This window comes from Pseudobutyrivibrio ruminis HUN009 (assembly GCF_000703005.1).
Classification (GTDB): Bacteria; Bacillota; Clostridia; order Lachnospirales; family Lachnospiraceae; genus Pseudobutyrivibrio; species Pseudobutyrivibrio ruminis_A.
The window spans coordinates 536,849-553,990 of the sequence record NZ_JNLH01000001.1 but is presented as its reverse complement, the minus strand read 5'-3'; the positions used below and the strand labels follow the sequence as shown (position 1 = coordinate 553,990).

Annotated in this window: 13 protein-coding genes; all 13 read left to right on the top strand. The window is 35.1% G+C overall.

The window, feature by feature from the left end; genetic code table 11:
* Positions 1–11 precede the first annotated feature (11 nt).
* The 13 genes from BO15_RS0102480 to BO15_RS0102420 are packed head-to-tail and all read left to right on the top strand — an operon-like array spanning position 12 to position 17,137.
* The gene (locus BO15_RS0102480) at positions 12–1,298 is read left to right on the top strand and encodes a hypothetical protein (RefSeq protein WP_033152046.1); all 1,287 of its coding nucleotides are present in this window, start codon (positions 12–14) and stop codon (positions 1,296–1,298) included.
* A 1-nt stretch (position 1,299) separates the two neighbouring features.
* A complete protein-coding gene (locus BO15_RS0102475; protein WP_033152044.1) occupies positions 1,300–2,244 on the top strand; it encodes a glycosyltransferase family 2 protein in 945 nt (314 codons plus the stop codon).
* Positions 2,245–2,270: 26 nt separating this feature from the next.
* Complete coding sequence (locus BO15_RS0102470) at positions 2,271–3,254, top strand: glycosyltransferase family 2 protein (protein WP_052169728.1); 984 nt, start codon at positions 2,271–2,273, stop codon at positions 3,252–3,254.
* 1 nt (position 3,255) lies between these two features.
* A complete protein-coding gene (locus tag BO15_RS0102465; protein WP_033152038.1) occupies positions 3,256–4,707 on the top strand; it encodes a flippase in 1,452 nt (483 codons plus the stop codon).
* Complete coding sequence (locus tag BO15_RS0102460) at positions 4,686–6,329, top strand: hypothetical protein (RefSeq protein WP_033152036.1); 1,644 nt, start codon at positions 4,686–4,688, stop codon at positions 6,327–6,329. The genes BO15_RS0102465 and BO15_RS0102460 overlap by 22 nt, the downstream gene beginning before the upstream one ends.
* Positions 6,330–6,358: 29 nt before the next feature.
* Complete coding sequence (locus BO15_RS0102455) at positions 6,359–6,979, top strand: hypothetical protein (protein ID WP_033152034.1); 621 nt, start codon at positions 6,359–6,361, stop codon at positions 6,977–6,979.
* The gene (rfbF, locus tag BO15_RS0102450) at positions 6,979–7,764 is read left to right on the top strand and encodes a glucose-1-phosphate cytidylyltransferase (protein ID WP_033152027.1); all 786 of its coding nucleotides are present in this window, start codon (positions 6,979–6,981) and stop codon (positions 7,762–7,764) included. Before BO15_RS0102455 ends, rfbF begins: the two co-directional genes overlap by 1 nt.
* 16 nt (positions 7,765–7,780) lie before the next feature.
* On the top strand, positions 7,781–9,133 hold the full coding sequence (rfbH, locus tag BO15_RS0102445) for a lipopolysaccharide biosynthesis protein RfbH (RefSeq protein WP_033152025.1): 1,353 nt from the start codon (positions 7,781–7,783) through the stop codon (positions 9,131–9,133).
* 17 nt (positions 9,134–9,150) lie between these two features.
* The gene (locus tag BO15_RS0102440; RefSeq protein WP_033152023.1) at positions 9,151–10,983 is read left to right on the top strand and encodes a thiamine pyrophosphate-binding protein; all 1,833 of its coding nucleotides are present in this window, start codon (positions 9,151–9,153) and stop codon (positions 10,981–10,983) included.
* Between the two features lies 1 nt (position 10,984).
* On the top strand, positions 10,985–12,559 hold the full coding sequence (locus BO15_RS0102435; RefSeq protein WP_033152020.1) for a hypothetical protein: 1,575 nt from the start codon (positions 10,985–10,987) through the stop codon (positions 12,557–12,559).
* A 27-nt stretch (positions 12,560–12,586) separates the two neighbouring features.
* Entirely contained in the window at positions 12,587–13,477 is an 891-nt protein-coding gene (locus BO15_RS0102430) for an NAD-dependent epimerase/dehydratase family protein (RefSeq protein ID WP_033152018.1), read from the top strand.
* 14 nt (positions 13,478–13,491) lie between these two features.
* Complete coding sequence (locus BO15_RS0102425; RefSeq protein WP_033152016.1) at positions 13,492–14,424, top strand: glycosyltransferase family 2 protein; 933 nt, start codon at positions 13,492–13,494, stop codon at positions 14,422–14,424.
* 13 nt (positions 14,425–14,437) lie between these two features.
* A complete protein-coding gene (locus BO15_RS0102420; protein ID WP_081828527.1) occupies positions 14,438–17,137 on the top strand; it encodes a glycerophosphodiester phosphodiesterase family protein in 2,700 nt (899 codons plus the stop codon).
* Positions 17,138–17,142 lie beyond the last annotated feature (5 nt).

The following is a 17,142-nucleotide window of genomic DNA, read 5'->3' as shown; positions in this document are numbered from 1 at the left end:
AGATTTAATTTATGAAAGAGAAAATATTTAACGAGAAAAATGACATAATTCTTTACTACATCATGGTTGGTTTTGTTTTTATATATGGTGCGATGTATTACTATATAGGGCAAAACACTAACATGAATATGCTAATGTTTGTATTGGCGTTCTATGTGGTTTATGGTGTATTTAATCGCGGAAAAATCGAGTTTGACATTAGGTTTCTACTCTTATTTGCCTTGTATTATTTTGGGGCCTCTAGAGATTTAGGGTTTGTAGATTATGATTTAAAATATAAGACTGTGATTCCAGTTTTGGTATACGCCTTTGGAAAAGAAATAGTTGGGAATAAAAAGACAGAGTCTGATAAAAGAATATTTATATCAATGCTTGCATTGGCTTTTGGTATGTATGTTCAGGCGATGCTGGATTTTAGTGTTAATTTACAATTGGAAGAATTACAAACTGAAAACTGGAATAGATTTTGGTCAGGAACAGAACAAGCTAGAACGTTATTTGATTTTGAGTTTATTTTTGTTACTAGCATGGCTTTTGCTGCAATTATGTTTTGGAAAAGATATAAGGTGTTATTTTCAATAGTTATATTATTGAATGTTGTACTTCAAATCATAGATGTGATGGTAGAAGGGCGCTTTAATCTCTTTTTCTTGATGATAGATATATGCGCACTTGCATTAGTATTTATTTTTGATAGATGGAGCGAATTATCACAAAAAATTCGAAAAACTATAATTGGTGTTGCACTTGGATTAGTAGCTTTTGTTGCAGCTTTTTTTGTGGCTTTCAAAATAAATTTGTTCGGATTACATGATATGTACTCTAATTCATATCTATCTGGAAGTGGTGGTATTTTTCATAATATAAGATTCCAAATATTTAGGGCAGCTTGGAGCGAAATGATGAAAAATCCTGATACAGGTTATGCACTAGGAGTATTTGGAACAGCATTTAATACTAGTCATAATACATATATGGAATTCGGCAAAGAATTTGGATTAACTGCATTTTTCTATATAGCAGTATATGAGCTTTTTGTACTAAAGGATGCAGCAATGCTTGCATTAAATAAAAATAAAAATGATTTGATAAAATATATTTTGATTGCATCAACTATAAATTGTTTTATATATTTCTTTATGGAGCCAAGTGGTAACAGATATTTCTTTGTATTTATGATTACATTTTTTGTACACGGTATGCAAAGAAGAAAGTGTGAATTAGATAAAGATAATTGCGCAAAAACAAATTGGGCTAAGATAAGAGAAATAATGCAAAACCAATATGTTGGAGAGTAGAATGGATAATACAAGTTTGGAACCATATTTTACTATATGTATTCCCACATATAATAGGGCAAACTTATTAATAAGGACGTTAGAAAGTATACGAAAACAACAATTTGATTCTTATGAAGTATTGATAATAGATGATGGCTCAGTAGATAATACTAGAGAAGTTGTGGAAACTTATATTACTAACTATGGACTAGAAAAGAAGTATAAGTATTATTATAAGGTTAATGGTGGTAAGCATACAGCAATTAATGTTGGCCTAGACAATGCGACGGGTAAATATTTTATAATATTCGATTCGGATGATTATTTTACTGAAAAAGCTTTTGAAAATATATATAACTATTGCCAAAAAATCGACAATGATATGAGTTATAGTGGGGTAATGGGGCGGTCAATCGATATTAGTAACAATAAGATTATTGGAGATTTGTTTGCTAAGGAAGATTTGATATCTTCATATTTCGATTATCATTTTGTATTACCATTTAAAATGGATATTATAGATTGTTTGTCTGTAGATAAAACAGAGATATTAAAAAAATACAGATTTCCAGAACCTGATAATACAAAGTTTGTTAATGAAGCATGGCTTTTTGATCAAATCGGAGTAAGATACAAGATGTTATTAACAAACGACGTGTTCAGGTATGTAGAATATCAACAAGATGGAATTACAAAAAATCAAAAGGTATTCAAAGAAAGAAATATTGTTGGATTCCTATATCACTATATTTCTAGAATAGAAAATGTTTTACCATATGCGTCGATAAGAGGAATGCAAAAGGTTAAGCTGTATGTTATTGCTTGGTGGAGATATTGGGAAGCGGTAAAAATTGATTCTAACAATCTAGGGCCAAGAATTGATAGAGTTTCATTACTAGGACAAATTGTAAGGGTAATAATGCCTTTATTGAATATTGCTGCAAAGCTTGTTCATGTGAGATGATATAGAGAGGATTAAACCATAATTAGATGAGTGAAAACGATAATATAGCTGTAAGCGTTGCGGTCGCAACATATAATGTGGAAAAATATATATCAAGATGTCTGGATTCATTTTGCGATAATCGCTTTAAAGGGAAACTGGAAGTTTTAATTATTAATGATGGCTCAACGGATTCATCAGTTCGAATTGCAGAAGAATATGTCGATAGATTTCCTGAGATATTTAGAATAGTAAACAAAGAGAATGGTGGATGGGGCTCAACTATTAATAGTGGAGCAGATTCAGCTAGAGGAAAATACTTTTATCAATTGGATGGCGACGATTACTGCGATACAACGGCTATGCTAGAGCTTGTAAGTGTGCTTGAAAAAGAAAACGCTGATTTAGTACTGACAAATTGGAAATCATTTATAGATGGTAATGAAAAAGATGAAACTCTTGTTAAATATCTTAAAGAAGAATCAGCAGGATTGTACGAAGAGATATTTTGTAATAATACTTTTCCATCAATACATAGTTTATGCGTAAAAACGGAATTGCTAAAAAAAATATCAATACAAGAGAAATGTTTTTATACAGATGTAGAATATGTTTTTAAAACAGCACTTATGTCAAAGACTTATCATTATGTCCCTATTTATGTTTATTGCTATAGATTGGGAAGAAGTGGTCAAAGTGTAAGTTTTTCTGGAATAAAAAAGCATTACAAGGATCACATGAGAGTGGTTTTTGAATGTTTGCAATCCGTGAATGTAGCTAAAAATAAATCAATAGCAAATGGCTTGATAGATTATATTTCTAAAGTGGCAGCTAATCAATATGCTATGTTTATGATATGTCCAACTAATAGACAAGTGTGGATTGAATTAAATGACTATTCTCAAAAGATTTTTGAAACATATAAACTGGCTATTGATAAAAAACATAAAGCTCTTGCATTATGTTGTAAAAACTATTTAGGATATATAATCATATCTAATATTTACAAGAAAACTAAAAAAGTAGATTGATATGGCAAAAAAAAGCATAAAGAAGAACTACATATACAATGTGATATATCAAACATTGATGGTTTTTGTACCACTTATTACCACACCATATATATCAAGGGTTTTAGGAAGTGAAGGAGTAGGAAGCGTAAGCTATGCTGAATCGATAACTTCGTACTTTGTATTGTTTGCAAGTATGGGAATAGCGACTTTTGGACAACGAGAGATTTCGTACTATCAAGATTCTGCAGAAGAGCGTTCTAGAGTGTTTTGGGATACAAAAATACTGGGATTTTTAATATCGGGAATTGTGTTTGTGTTTTATCTTGCATATGCTCTATGTAAGCAAGATTTAGTATATATAGTTTTATCGGCTAATATACTGGTGGTTTTCTTTGATGTTACTTGGTTTTTCTATGGAGTTGAAGAATTTGGTATTATCATATTAAGAAACGCAATAATAAAAATATTACAGATTTTATATTACTTCAATTTTGTTAAGGAGCCAGATGACATAGCGAAATATGCTCTTGGTCTTGGTATGTTTACAGTTTTGGGTAATATATCTTTGTGGCCAAGATTACGTAAATATATAGTAAAAGTTCCTATATCTAAACTTCATCCGTTTAATAATTGCAAAGTAGTACTTTCGTTATTCATTCCAACAATAGCAATACAAATATACACAGTATTAGACAAAACAATGATTGGCAAAATAACTATGGATGCTGCACAAAATGGGTATTATGAGCAGGCAACAAAGTTATGCCGTGTAGTATTGACGATAGTAACTTCTCTTGGAACAGTTATGATTCCAAGAATAGGGTTTTATTTTAAGAAACAAGATTTTAATGGAATACAAGAACTGATGTATAAATCTTATAGATTTGTCATGTTCTTAGGAGTACCATTATGCTTAGGCTTGGTAGGGGTAGCAAGTAATTTAGTTCCTTGGTTTCTGGGAGAGGAATTTTTAGGAGCTATTCCACTTGTTCAGATATTAGCTTTTTTGATAATAGCTATAGGCATTAATACGGTTACAGGCAATCAGTACTTAATACCAACAGGACAACAAAACATTTATACAAAAACTGTTATATTAGGTGCGATATCTAATTTCATATTAAATTTATTTCTTATATATTTCCTAGAGGCGGAAGGTGCAGCGGTAGCATCTGTAATGGCAGAGAGTATAATTGCTATAGTACAATTGGTTTATGTTAGAAAAACGATAAGCATCAAGAATATTATAGCAAATAGTCGCAATTATATATTGGCTGGGATGGTTATGTATTGCATAGTATATATGTTGAGCAGAAATCTAAGTAGTTCAGTACAGCATACTCTTTTGATTACTTTTGTAGGTGCATGTACGTATATAGTTATGTTGTTAATAACAAGAGATTCTTTTTTTATGAGCGAATGCAAGGAAGTTAGTGAAAGGATAATTCAATGCAAAAAAAAGACATATTAAAATCGTTAGCATATATATATATATTGGCACCGTTAGCGATTTTTTTATTAGGGTGGACTAAGCTGTATTTGGTAGGGATTCCTCTTACTATAGGTATTGTAATTAGTTTGTATTCTATGATAGGCAGTACTAAAACACAGTTGGTTTCAACGACTAAAATTGATGTTTTAAAAATAATAGTCATAGTATTAATCATTTCGGCCTGGGTATTAGTATCTGGCGTAGGTGGTTTTTTTTGGCAAAATGAAGATCATTATTGGCGAAATGAAATTTTTGAGATATTGGTAAACTATAAGTGGCCTGTGGTTGTAGGGACAAGTAGTGGAACTAAAGGTTTATCATATTACGTAGGCTTTTGGATGGTACCAGCAGTTGTTGGTAAACTTTTTGGCGTCGACTCTGGATATTTTGCGCAGCTTATATGGGCTATTGTTGGAGTGACACTTGCATATTTGTTAGTTTGTAGACGATTTAAAAGAGTATTGATTTGGCCGTTGATTGTATTTATATTTTTTAGTGGCTTGGATATTGTTGGACAGATAGTATTCAATCAAGGAAACTTTGTCGAATATGCAATAGGTGATCACATAGAAAATTGGATAAGTGGTTATCAATATTCTAGCATGACAACCCAATTGTTTTGGGTTTTTAATCAGGCAATATATGCATGGATTATCACAGCAATTATTTTGGAAGAAACAAACGCAGGTGTAGTTTTAATTATGGCGGCTGGAATATTTTCATCTACACTTCCAATGGTGGGATTGGCGCCCATAGTACTAGTTGTCATATATAACAATATCATGAGGAAAAAGAAATATAGCGGAAAACGATTTTTAAAAGTATTCTTTGAGTCTTGTATTACATATGAAAACATGATTGGTGGACTGTGTGGTATTGTTCTAATAATGCTGTTTATTGGAAATGGAGCCATAGCATATTCACCAGAATTAATATATAAGCTAATTGGAATAGCTATTTTTATATTGATTTTTGCTTGTATTATTTATTATTTTATAAAAATAAAAGGGTTTAAAATAAATCTAGAAAATATCAAGAATAAAATTCATGATAATACTAAAATAAAAGTGGCTAGTTATGTTGGCTTGGTTACAATAATAGTTGTATTGGGCTATCTTATAAATTTTATTTCTGGTAGTGGAAATGAGAAAACACAAGATAATAATCTTTTCACATATATTATCTTTTTGTTGATAGAAATCGGATTATATGTTTTATTTACAATAAAAGAGGGTAGAAATAATAAAATATATGTTTGTAGTTTGATAGTTTTGCTTGGATGTCCATTAATAACAATAGGAACTAGCATAGATTTTTGTATGAGGGCAAGTATACCGGGGCTTTTTGTTCTTTATATAGCTGTTATAGAATGTATGAGTGATGCATTTGAGAAAAAAAATACAAAAAAAATGGTCTTTATCGTAGGAACCCTTTTAGTGGGAATGATAACTCCAACGGAAGAGTTTATTCGTACAGCTATTAATCAAAGTGAATATGTAGAATCAGGAAAACTAAGCGTGGGATCTAATAGCATTCTAGAGGGAATAAATTTTTCATCTTATACAGATAATAATCTATTTTATGAATATATAGCCAAATAGAGCTATTAAATTTGGTAAATGAGTGATTTATGAGAATTAAAATAAGAGAATTAATAAAAATATTTGTTTTTTGCATATTAATATCTTTAATACTGACTGGTTTAGCGTGTTATTTTTTTAAAAAAGATATGTTTTATCATTACGATGAAATAACATATACTGATTGGAGTCAATTTGATTCTAATGGATATGATGTGGATGGTAACCATTACATATCAACTCAGCCAGATCCATGTATATATTTCGTGTGTGATAAAGATGTATACCAGGTGGATATTGAGGTTACTATGTATTCTAGTCCTGAATCTCAATATAATAAAGGATTTTATGGGGAAGAAATGATATTTTCTGAACTATTTTGGGCCGATGAGAACGGTGAAATAAAAGCAGAGAATTCAATCCCATTTAAAATAGCTGCAAGACGGGATTCGTACTTATTAGATGTTGAATGTCCGGCAGGAACGTTGTATAGACTGGATATCGGTGAGGGATTAGATGTAGAATTTGATGCAAATGCAATTACATTTAATACTTATGAGGAGTACACATTTGAAGAAAAAATTCGAAGTTCGTTATGTTTATTTATTATGACATTTATAGTGATATCAACAGGATATTTGTTATGTATAAAATCTAAGGAGCGAAACTAGTGAAAGTCGTATTACTAGCTGGTGGACTCGGCACCAGAATTTCAGAAGAATCTATATATAAGCCAAAGCCAATGATAGATATAGGGGAACAGCCTATTATTTGGCATATCATGAAGGAATACTCATACTATGGACACAATGAGTTTATTATTTGTGCTGGATACAAGCAGCAGGTGATAAAGCAGTGGTTTGCGGATTATTTCATGAGAAAAAGTGATATCAGCTTTGACTATAGAAATGGCTCAAATGAAATGATTATTCATAAATCAAATGTAGAGCCATGGAAAGTCACCATAGTTGATACCGGCTTAGACACTATGACTGGTGGTCGTATCAAACGTATTCAGGAATATGTTGGCGATGAGACGTTCTTAATGACATATGGCGATGGTGTTTGTGATGTAGATATTAATAAGCTTATTGAATTCCACAAGGAAAATAATAAGATTGCTACACTGACAGCAGTACTTCAGGATCAGACTAAGGGTATTTTGGATATAGGCGGAGATAATGCAGTAAAGTCATTCAGAGAGAAAAAGCTTGATGATGGGGTGCCTATCAATGCGGGATATATGGTTTTTGAACCAAAGATTTTCGATTATATCGATGGAGATAGAACTGTCCTTGAGCGTGGTCCATTAGAAAAGCTTGCAGAGCAAGGAGAGCTTATGAGCTATATTCATAAGGGATTCTGGCAGTGCATGGATAATATGCGTGAAAAGGAAACCTTGGAAAAGCTTATAAAGGCAGGTAAAGCCCCTTGGATGAAATGGGAACAGAATTAGTTTGGAGGAAATAGAATTGTCCAATTGGAAGAATGAAGAAGAAGCAAGAGAACAGATAAAGGCCATGGTGGCCGATTATTATAACGATTTTAAAAAGTCTAGTGAATCAAAAGAAAATTTTAAGCCAGGTGATCGTATTAGCTATGCATCCCGTGTTTATGATGAAAAAGAGATGCAGGCTCTTACAGATGCCATGCTTGATTTTTGGCTCACTACAGGAAGATTTTCAAATCAGTTTGAAAAAGAGTTTGCTGAGTGGATTGGTGTGAAATTTGCGCATCTTGTAAATTCCGGTTCATCAGCAAACTTAATTGCGTTTATGACATTAACAGCTCCAGAGCTTGGAGATAGACAGATTAAGCGTGGTGATGAGGTTATCACAGTTGCAGCTGGATTCCCAACTACTGTTACACCAATACTTCAATATGGAGCGGTACCAGTATTTGTTGACGTTACAGTGCCTCAGTACAATATTGATGTTACAAAGCTTGAGGCTGCACTCAGCCCAAAGACAAAAGCAGTTATGATTGCTCATACACTTGGAAATCCATTTGATCTTAAGACTGTAAAGGAGTTCTGTGATAAGCATAATCTTTGGCTTGTAGAGGACAACTGCGATGCTCTTGGTACAAAGTACACAATTGATGGTGAAACAAAATTCACAGGTACATTGGGAGATATAGGAACATCTTCATTCTACCCACCTCATCATATGACCATGGGAGAAGGAGGATGTGTATATACTAATAATCCACTTCTTCATAGAATGATTCTCTCATACCGTGATTGGGGACGCGATTGCATCTGTCCATCTGGTCAGGATAATTTCTGTGGCCACAGATATGACGGACAGTATGGTCAGCTTCCACAGGGATATGACCATAAGTATGTTTATAGCCATTTTGGATATAATCTCAAAGTTACAGATTTACAGGCTGCAGTTGGCGTGGAACAGCTCAAGAAGTTCCCATCATTTATAGAAAGACGTCGTCATAATTGGGCTAGACTTCATGACGCACTTGCTAATAGTGCAGTGGCAGATAAACTAGTTCTTCCAACACCTGCAGAAAACTCAGAACCAAGCTGGTTCGGTTTTATTATTTCTGTAAAGCCAGAAAGCGGTGTGAGCAGAAATGATGTTACAAGATATATTGAAGAGCATAATGTGCAGACTCGCCTTCTCTTCTCTGGAAACTTGATAAAGCACCCATGTTTTGATCAAATCAGAGATACAGATGCATACAGAGTCGCTGGTAGCTTGGATAACACAGAATATGTTATGAACAATTCATTCTGGGTAGGCGTATATCCAGGAATGACAGATAAAATGATTGATTACATGGCTCAGGTAATTATTGAGGCTGTGTAGCAGTAAGAGGCGTTAAAATGAAGATAAGATTAGCAGATTATGTTGCAAACTTTTTAGTAGAACATGGAGTAACAGATGTATTTAGTGTTGTAGGTGGTGGTGCTATGCACCTCAATGATGCACTAGGGCATCATGAAGGATTAAAAGTAACTTACAATCATCATGAGCAAGCTTGTGCTATTGCAGCAGAAGCATATGCAAGACTTGATAATAAAATAGCAGCAGTATGTGTAACTACAGGCCCAGGCGGAACCAATGCGCTCACTGGAGTATTAGGTGGCTGGCTTGATTCTATCCCAATGTTCATTATCAGCGGTCAGGTTAGATATGACACAACTGCTAGATATGCTATGCAATACACAGGTGAAAGACTTCGTGCTGTTGGTGATCAAGAGTACGATATAGTTCGCTCAGTAGAGCCAATGACAAAGTATGCAACTATGATAGAAGACCCAATGGATATCAGATATTCATTGGAGAAGGCATGGCACTTGGCAAACACTGGTCGTCCAGGCCCAGTCTGGATTGATATCCCAGTGAACTACCAGGGGATGTACATAGAAACAGAGGACCTTAAGGGATATGACGCAGCTGAAGATGATGCGAAGCTTCCACCTAAAGTAAGCGAGGAAGTAGTAAAAGCTGTTATCGAAAAGATAAAGAATGCTAAAAGACCTGTATTCCATACTGGTTATGGCATACGCCTTTCAGGTGGGTACGATGTATTTCGTCAGGTAGCAGAAAAGCTCAATATTCCAATTGTTACCTATTGGAATGCAGTTGATTTGATTGAGGATGATAACCCATTATATGTAGGCCGTGCAGGAAACATGGGAGATAGACCGGGAAACTGGGCTATTCAGAACGCAGATTTAATCGTAGCTATTGGTACACGTATTTCCATTAGACAGGTTGGTTATAACTGGAAGACATGGGCTAGAGAAGCCGAAGTTATCATGATTGATGTGGATGCAGGGGAAATGAAAAAGCCTACAATCCATGTAGATATGCCAATCTGGGCAGATGCCAAGGATTTCCTTGAAACAATGAATAGTTGCCTTGCAGATGAAAAGTTGTTCGATGGAAATGATTGGCTTGAGAAATGCCAAAGCTGGAAGAAAAACTATCCAGTAGTAGACGATTCAAAATGGAATGAAACAGGCGAAGGCGCTAACGTATATGCGTTTATAAAATATATGAGTAGCAAGTTGCCGGAAAATAGTTTAACCGCTGTTTCAAATGGTGCATGTTGTGTGGTTGGTAACCAGACATATGTTATTAAAAAAGGAAGCAGAATGGCCAATAATAGCGCAGTAGCCAGCATGGGATATGGATTACCAGCTGCTATAGGTACATGCATTGGTGGCGGACGTAAAGAGACTATCTGTCTCGAAGGTGATGGAAGTATCATGATGAATTTGCAGGAATTGCAAACAGTCATCACTAATAAACTTCCGATTAAAATATTCTTGATAAACAATAATGGTTACCACTCAATTAGACTGACTCAGAACAATCTCTTTAAAGAGCATTGTAAGGTTGGTATAGGCGAAGAATCAGGAGATTTATCATTCCCGAAATTTGAGGGAATTGCTAAAGCTTTTGGATACCCATATTACAGCGCTCATTCAAATGAAGAAATGAAGAATGTGGTAGATAAAGTGTTGGCAGAAGAAGGACCATTATTCTGCGAAATTTTCACTGATACAAAGCAAGTATGGGAACCAAAGAGCTCGACAAAGAGATTGGAAGATGGAACATTAGTAAGCCCACCACTTGAGGATTTGGCTCCATTTTTACCACGAGAAGAACTAAAGGAAATAATGATTGTTCCTATGATGGAGGAATAGAATGGGAAAAGTAAATTTGCTTGACTGCACATTGAGAGATGGCGGTTATGTAAATGACTGGATGTTTGGTGAACAGAATATCAAAGGCTTTTGTAGCAAAATAGCTAGGACGGGAATAGAGTTTCTGGAAGTAGGCTTCCTAAAAGAGACAGATTTTAATCCTGATAGAGCAATTTTTCCGACGGTGGAATCATATATTCCTTTCATTACACCAAAGAGCCCTAATATGGAATATGTTGGAATGCTTGATATGAGTGCACCAGTTGCGCTGGATAGCATTCCAAAATGTGATGGGACATCCATAGACGGAATAAGAGTTATTTTTAAAAAGAATAAAATAGAAGAAGCTTATGAGTATTGTAAGCACATCCAGGAACTAGGATATTTTATTTCAGTTAACTTCGTAAATACGGATGAATACACAGATGAAGAATTCATTCATGGAATTAAAAAGTTTAATGACTTAAATCCTTTTGCAATGTCCATTGTAGATACATTTGGAGCTATAAAGCGCAAGCAGTTTTTGCGTATGGTATACATAGCGGATAACAACATGGCAGAAGGAATCACACTTGCATATCATGCCCACAATAATTTGCAGCAGGCCTTTGGTAATGCAGAAGCACTTGTAGAATTAAATCTTAAAAGAGATGTGCTTGTAGATGCTTGTGTATTTGGCATGGGACGAGGTGCTGGAAACCTTAACCTAGAATTATTTGCTGAGTATATGAATGAAAACTACGATACTGACTATAAGATTGAGCCAATGCTTGAGATTATGGACGAGTATCTGGCTGATATATACAGAGATAAGTTCTGGGGTTATTCATTGCCGCTTTATATATCAGCAACTATGAAGTGCCATCCAAACTACGCAATATATCTGGCTGAAAAGGACTCTTTGTCAGCTAGTGATTTTATGGAAATCCTTTCAAGCATTCCAGAAGAGAATAGAGCAATCTTTTCTAGAGAAAAAGCAGAAGAGATATATGATAGATTCCTTTGTAGAAATTACGATGATTCAAAGTCTGTTGAAAAGCTAAAAGCGGCAATTGCTAATAAACAGATAATGCTAATTGCTCCAGGTCATACATTAAAAGAATGTGATGACAAGCTGCAGCAGTATTACAAGAATAAAGAAATAATCAAGATTGCTATAAATTTCTGCCCGGATGATATAGAAGTGGACTACGTATTTAGCAATAACATGAAGCGCTATCGTAAAATGCAGGATAACTGCAAAGTACCATGCATACTTACATCAAATCTTTCTACAGATGATAGCGATAAATATATAGTTGATTACTGCAAATATATGTCCGATGATAGAGATATTGCAGATAACTCAGGTATCATGCTTTTAAATCTGTTAAAGGCGCTTGGAATCAAAAACGTAATGCTTGCAGGCTTTGATGGATATTCGGAGTATTACGGCAAGGATTATTACGACAAGACTTTGGAATATGCATTTTCAGATAGGGCTGAAATGCGTAATAAAAGGATATCTGACGAGCTCTCGAAGCTCTCGAAAGATATAAGAATTGAATTTATAACGCCAACATATTATACTCTATAAGTTAAGGTATATTGAAAGAGGATGTGCATGAAGGCAGTTGTGACAGGTGCAGCAGGTTTTGCTGGCTATAGCTTAACTGAAGCACTATTGCAAAAAGGGTACGAGGTATACGCGATACTTCGTCCAAACTCAGAACATAATAATAGATTTTCAAAATCAGATAATGGTTTACACTTAATAGAGTGTGATTGTAATGACTTTGATAGCATTGCAGAAGCTGTTAATACTGATTGCGATGTGTTTTATCATCTCGCCTGGTTTGGAGAGCGGGATGATTTTGTTGTTCAAAATAATAATATAGCTTATAATTTAAAGGCAGTTGAGTCTGCAAAAAAGCTTAATTGTAAACGTTTTGTGGGAATTGGTTCACAAGCGGAATATGGTGTTGTATCAGATTTAATTAAAGAGGATAGGATGCCATTGCCAATCAATGCCTATGGAAGTGCCAAGGTTTCTGCAATGTATTTGTCAAAACGACGTTGCGAGCAGCTCGGTATTGAATGGATATGGGGCCGTATATTTAGCTTGTATGGTGATTACGAACCTAGCGGACGTATGCTTCCAGATTTACTTAGAAAGCTAAGTAAGAATGAAGAAGTAAGGCTTAGTAGCTGCGAGCAGAACTGGGACTATTTACATGTGAAGGATGCAGCAAAGGCTATTATTGCTCTTGGTGAGAATGGCCATTGTGGTGAAATATATAATATTGCAAATGGTGATTACAAGCCACTTAAGGACTATGTGTTAGAGGCTAAGGAGACATTGAATTCGAAGTCTATCATAGATTTTGGCACTAAGGCAAACCCATTTGTTTCACTTCAGCCAGATGTTAGCAAGATAAAAGAACATACAGGTTGGAAACCAACCATTGAGTTTAGCAAAGGAATAGGATCCTTTGTGGAAAGTATTAATCAGTAGAAGAGGTAAGTTTGATGAAAAAGATTAGTATAATGATTCCTTGCTATAACGAGGAAGAAAATGTAGTTCCTATTAGCAAGGCAGTTGTGGATGTAATGAATAAAGAACTTCCTCAGTATGATTATGAAATTCTTTTTATTGATAATTGTTCTAAGGATAATACCAGAAGTTTAATTAGAGGAATATGCAAAGAAAATCCAAAGGTTAAAGCAATTTTCAATGCAAAGAATTTTGGACAGTTTAATTCGCCATATCATGCCATGTGCCAAACTACAGGAGACTGTACAATTAGTTTGTGTGCCGATTTCCAGGATCCAGTAGAACTTATCCCTAAGTTTGTAGCAGAGTGGGAAAAGGGGTACAAGATTGTATGCGGTATAAAAACTGCAAGTAAAGAAAATAAAATCATGCGATTCCTTCGTTCATGCTATTACAAAACAATCAGAAAGATGAGTGATGTGGAACAGATAGAGCATTTTACAGGATTCGGGTTATACGATAAAAGCTTTATTGATGTGCTTAGAGATTTAAAGGATCCGACACCATTCCTTAGAGGAATTGTAGCAGAGCTTGGTTATAAGCGTAAGGATATAGAGTATACTCAGGCAAAGCGTGCAGCAGGAAAGACTCACAACAATTTCTATACACTATATGATGCCGCAATGCTTTCATTTACTTCGTATACAACGATGGGGCTTAGAGTGGCAACTATCGCAGGGTTTATCTTTTCATTCATAAGTATTATTGTTGCGTTGGTATATCTGGTACTGAAATTAATATTCTGGGAGAGATATCCTGCTGGAATGTATCCGGTACTTTTGATGGTATCTGTAATGGGATCACTGCAGTTGTTCTTTATAGGATTTTTGGGTGAGTATGTTCTTAGCATGAACAAACGAATCATGAATAGACCACTTGTTATAGAAGAAGAGAGAATAAACTTTTAGGGGATTATGGTAGATGGATATTAGTTACCTGCTTTTTATACAAAAAGCTAGATTAGCTTGTGGAAGTATTTTCGACCAGTTGTTTTTATTTATAAGTGAATTAGCAACACCGCTGACTACATTTCTCTTGATGGCGTTTACGTATTGGTGCATTGATAAAAAAGCTGGAGCGCTGATGGGCTGGAATGTTGGAGTTGGATGCACTTATAATACGACGCTTAAGCGATTCTTTAATGTAGAGAGGCCTTGGGTAAAGGATGCAAGGATTATACCTGTAGAGGCGGCTCTTTCGGGAGCAGGAGATGCTTCATTTCCTAGTGGACATACTTCTAGAGCAACAGCTGCCTGGGGAGCATTAGGAACAGTTTTTTTCAAAAAGAAAAAGGAAACTCGAATTATAGGTATTGCTAGTTGGTTAGTTGTCTTAGCAGTAATGTTTTCGAGAAATTACCTGGGCGTTCATACTCCACAGGATGTTGTTGGAGCATTATTATTAGGAATTGTAGTAATGTATGCCACTGCTAAAGTTATAGTGTGGGCAGATACAAATGATGGCAGATATGATTTAGCTATTACGCTTGTGGGTATGATTATATGCTTCGCTCCAATGCTTCGTTATGGATGTTTTGCAAATAGCGGAGCTGGTATGGGATTGATAGCTGGATGGTATGCCGAAAGAAAGTGGGTAAAATTCTCTACTGAAGGAAACAACTCGCTTAAAACCATAAGATTCGTATTTGGCGCGGTACCATTATTGTTAATTATAAAAGTATTACCATCTTTATTGACTCTTTTCATGGAATCTAAGTATGCTGGGTTCTTTACTTATGGAATAATTGGATTCTATATTATGGCCGTGTACCCACTATTATTTATAATAGTAGAGCAGGATTTTGATAAGAATATAAAAAGAGCCACAGCAGGAATTATTATATTTGTGTTGTTATTAGCAGTTATAGGATACGGCAGAAATCACGCTCTCAGAGTAGCTGCAATTAAAGAACAAGCGCAAGTTACAACAGAAAACACGATTGTAAACCCATCTGGAACAATAGGATATATGCAATATAGTATTGCAGAAGATGGAACAATTGTTACCGAAGATAACATGGGGTATCAAATAGTAGATCAAGGTGACTCTTGGTACTACAGTGATGGCCGTATCAACACGGTTGATGATTCACGTAAAAAGATGGATGTTATAGGACATCGAGGATATCCTGCAGTTGCTCCTGAAAATACAATACCATCATTTAAGGCTGCTATGGATTTGGGAGTAGACTGGATTGAGACAGATGTCCAGGAAACAAAAGATGGTGTGCTAGTATTATTCCACGATGATGATTTAGCTAGAATCACAGGCGTAAGTGGAAAAATTGCTGATTATACATATGATGAATTGCTCCAGATGGATTTTGGCGCATGGTTCTCTGATGGATATGCAGGTACAAAGATTCCTACTCTTCAAGAGTTAATGGATTTAGTAAAAGATGATGATGTTAGAATTTACCTAGAGCTAAAGGATATTGGAGAAGTAGATGGATTTGTAGAAGCTATCTACAATGTCATAGAACAAAATGGCATGCATGATAGAGTTGTGTACGCGTCATTTAATTATGGATATTTGCAGCAGTTTAAGGCAATAGATGCATCAGTTCAGATTCTTTGCAACACAATGGTGGCAAATGAATCTATGCTTACAGATACACCAGCTGAATACTATGGACTGCATTCAGAAAATGTAAGTATAAGTCTGGTTAACGCGATACATAAAACAGGAAGTAAGGTGTTTGTATGGACTGCGGATAGCCCGCAACAGATACAAAACCTTTACAGAATGGGCGTAGATGGTGTATGTACAAATCAGTCTGGTGTCGCCATGGCTGCGAGCCATCCAGAATATGGATATCTAGCAGATCATGCAGTTTGGAGTCACACCTTGCCTGGTTTATATGGAAAAGACTTGCCTGAATACTGTTCGGATATGATATTCCAGGGCTTTACAAAAACTTCTAGCAACTTAATATCTGCTGCTTACAGTAAAAGTGGTGAATATAATAGTGTTTTATATATCATGGATTTAAATGGCAATCTATTAAATATAGTAGACACAGGATTTAAAGCACATATGGGAGGTATCGCATATGATGCTAACCATGATATACTATGGACAACTGGTATGGATGGTATGGTATATGCTTTATCAATGGCGGCTGTATTGGATGGTTCATATAATGGCGAAATATTGGCTCAGTTTGATGCAAATTTGTATAATGCAGCAGGCGGACATGTAGCCAGCTTCTTGACTGTTGATGATGGATATTTATATGTTGGAAGCTATTCAAATGGTTCCAACGGTGCATTAAATAAATACGATATATCGGATTACGTTAATCCAACATTGATTTCTACTGTTACAATTCCTGAAAGAATACAAGGTGTGACATTTAGAGAGCTATCAGATGGAAGCAAGACTATATTAATGACTCAAGGATATGAAATGTATGAAGGATTTTTACTTGAGTTTAATTATTCAGAGAGTAACACAGAGTACATAAATGCTGATAGAACATTGCATTTACCAGAGGGACCAGAGCAAATCCTTTGGACATCAAAAGGTTTATATTTACAGCTTGAATCGGCAAGCACACCATATTTGCCAACGGCACGAAATGCTTGTGATCAGCTGTGGTTGCTGCAGTTAGAGGAGTAACATAA

Coding starts and splice junctions, on each gene's coding strand:
- BO15_RS0102420 (WP_081828527.1), top strand. CDS start 14,438: ATGGATATTAGTTACCTGCTTTTTATACAAAAAGCTAGATTAGCTTGT.
- BO15_RS0102465 (WP_033152038.1), top strand. CDS start 3,256: ATGGCAAAAAAAAGCATAAAGAAGAACTACATATACAATGTGATATAT.
- BO15_RS0102430 (WP_033152018.1), top strand. CDS start 12,587: ATGAAGGCAGTTGTGACAGGTGCAGCAGGTTTTGCTGGCTATAGCTTA.
- BO15_RS0102425 (WP_033152016.1), top strand. CDS start 13,492: ATGAAAAAGATTAGTATAATGATTCCTTGCTATAACGAGGAAGAAAAT.
- BO15_RS0102480 (WP_033152046.1), top strand. CDS start 12: ATGAAAGAGAAAATATTTAACGAGAAAAATGACATAATTCTTTACTAC.
- BO15_RS0102435 (WP_033152020.1), top strand. CDS start 10,985: ATGGGAAAAGTAAATTTGCTTGACTGCACATTGAGAGATGGCGGTTAT.
- BO15_RS0102440 (WP_033152023.1), top strand. CDS start 9,151: ATGAAGATAAGATTAGCAGATTATGTTGCAAACTTTTTAGTAGAACAT.
- BO15_RS0102460 (WP_033152036.1), top strand. CDS start 4,686: ATGCAAAAAAAAGACATATTAAAATCGTTAGCATATATATATATATTG.
- BO15_RS0102475 (WP_033152044.1), top strand. CDS start 1,300: ATGGATAATACAAGTTTGGAACCATATTTTACTATATGTATTCCCACA.
- BO15_RS0102455 (WP_033152034.1), top strand. CDS start 6,359: ATGAGAATTAAAATAAGAGAATTAATAAAAATATTTGTTTTTTGCATA.
- BO15_RS0102470 (WP_052169728.1), top strand. CDS start 2,271: ATGAGTGAAAACGATAATATAGCTGTAAGCGTTGCGGTCGCAACATAT.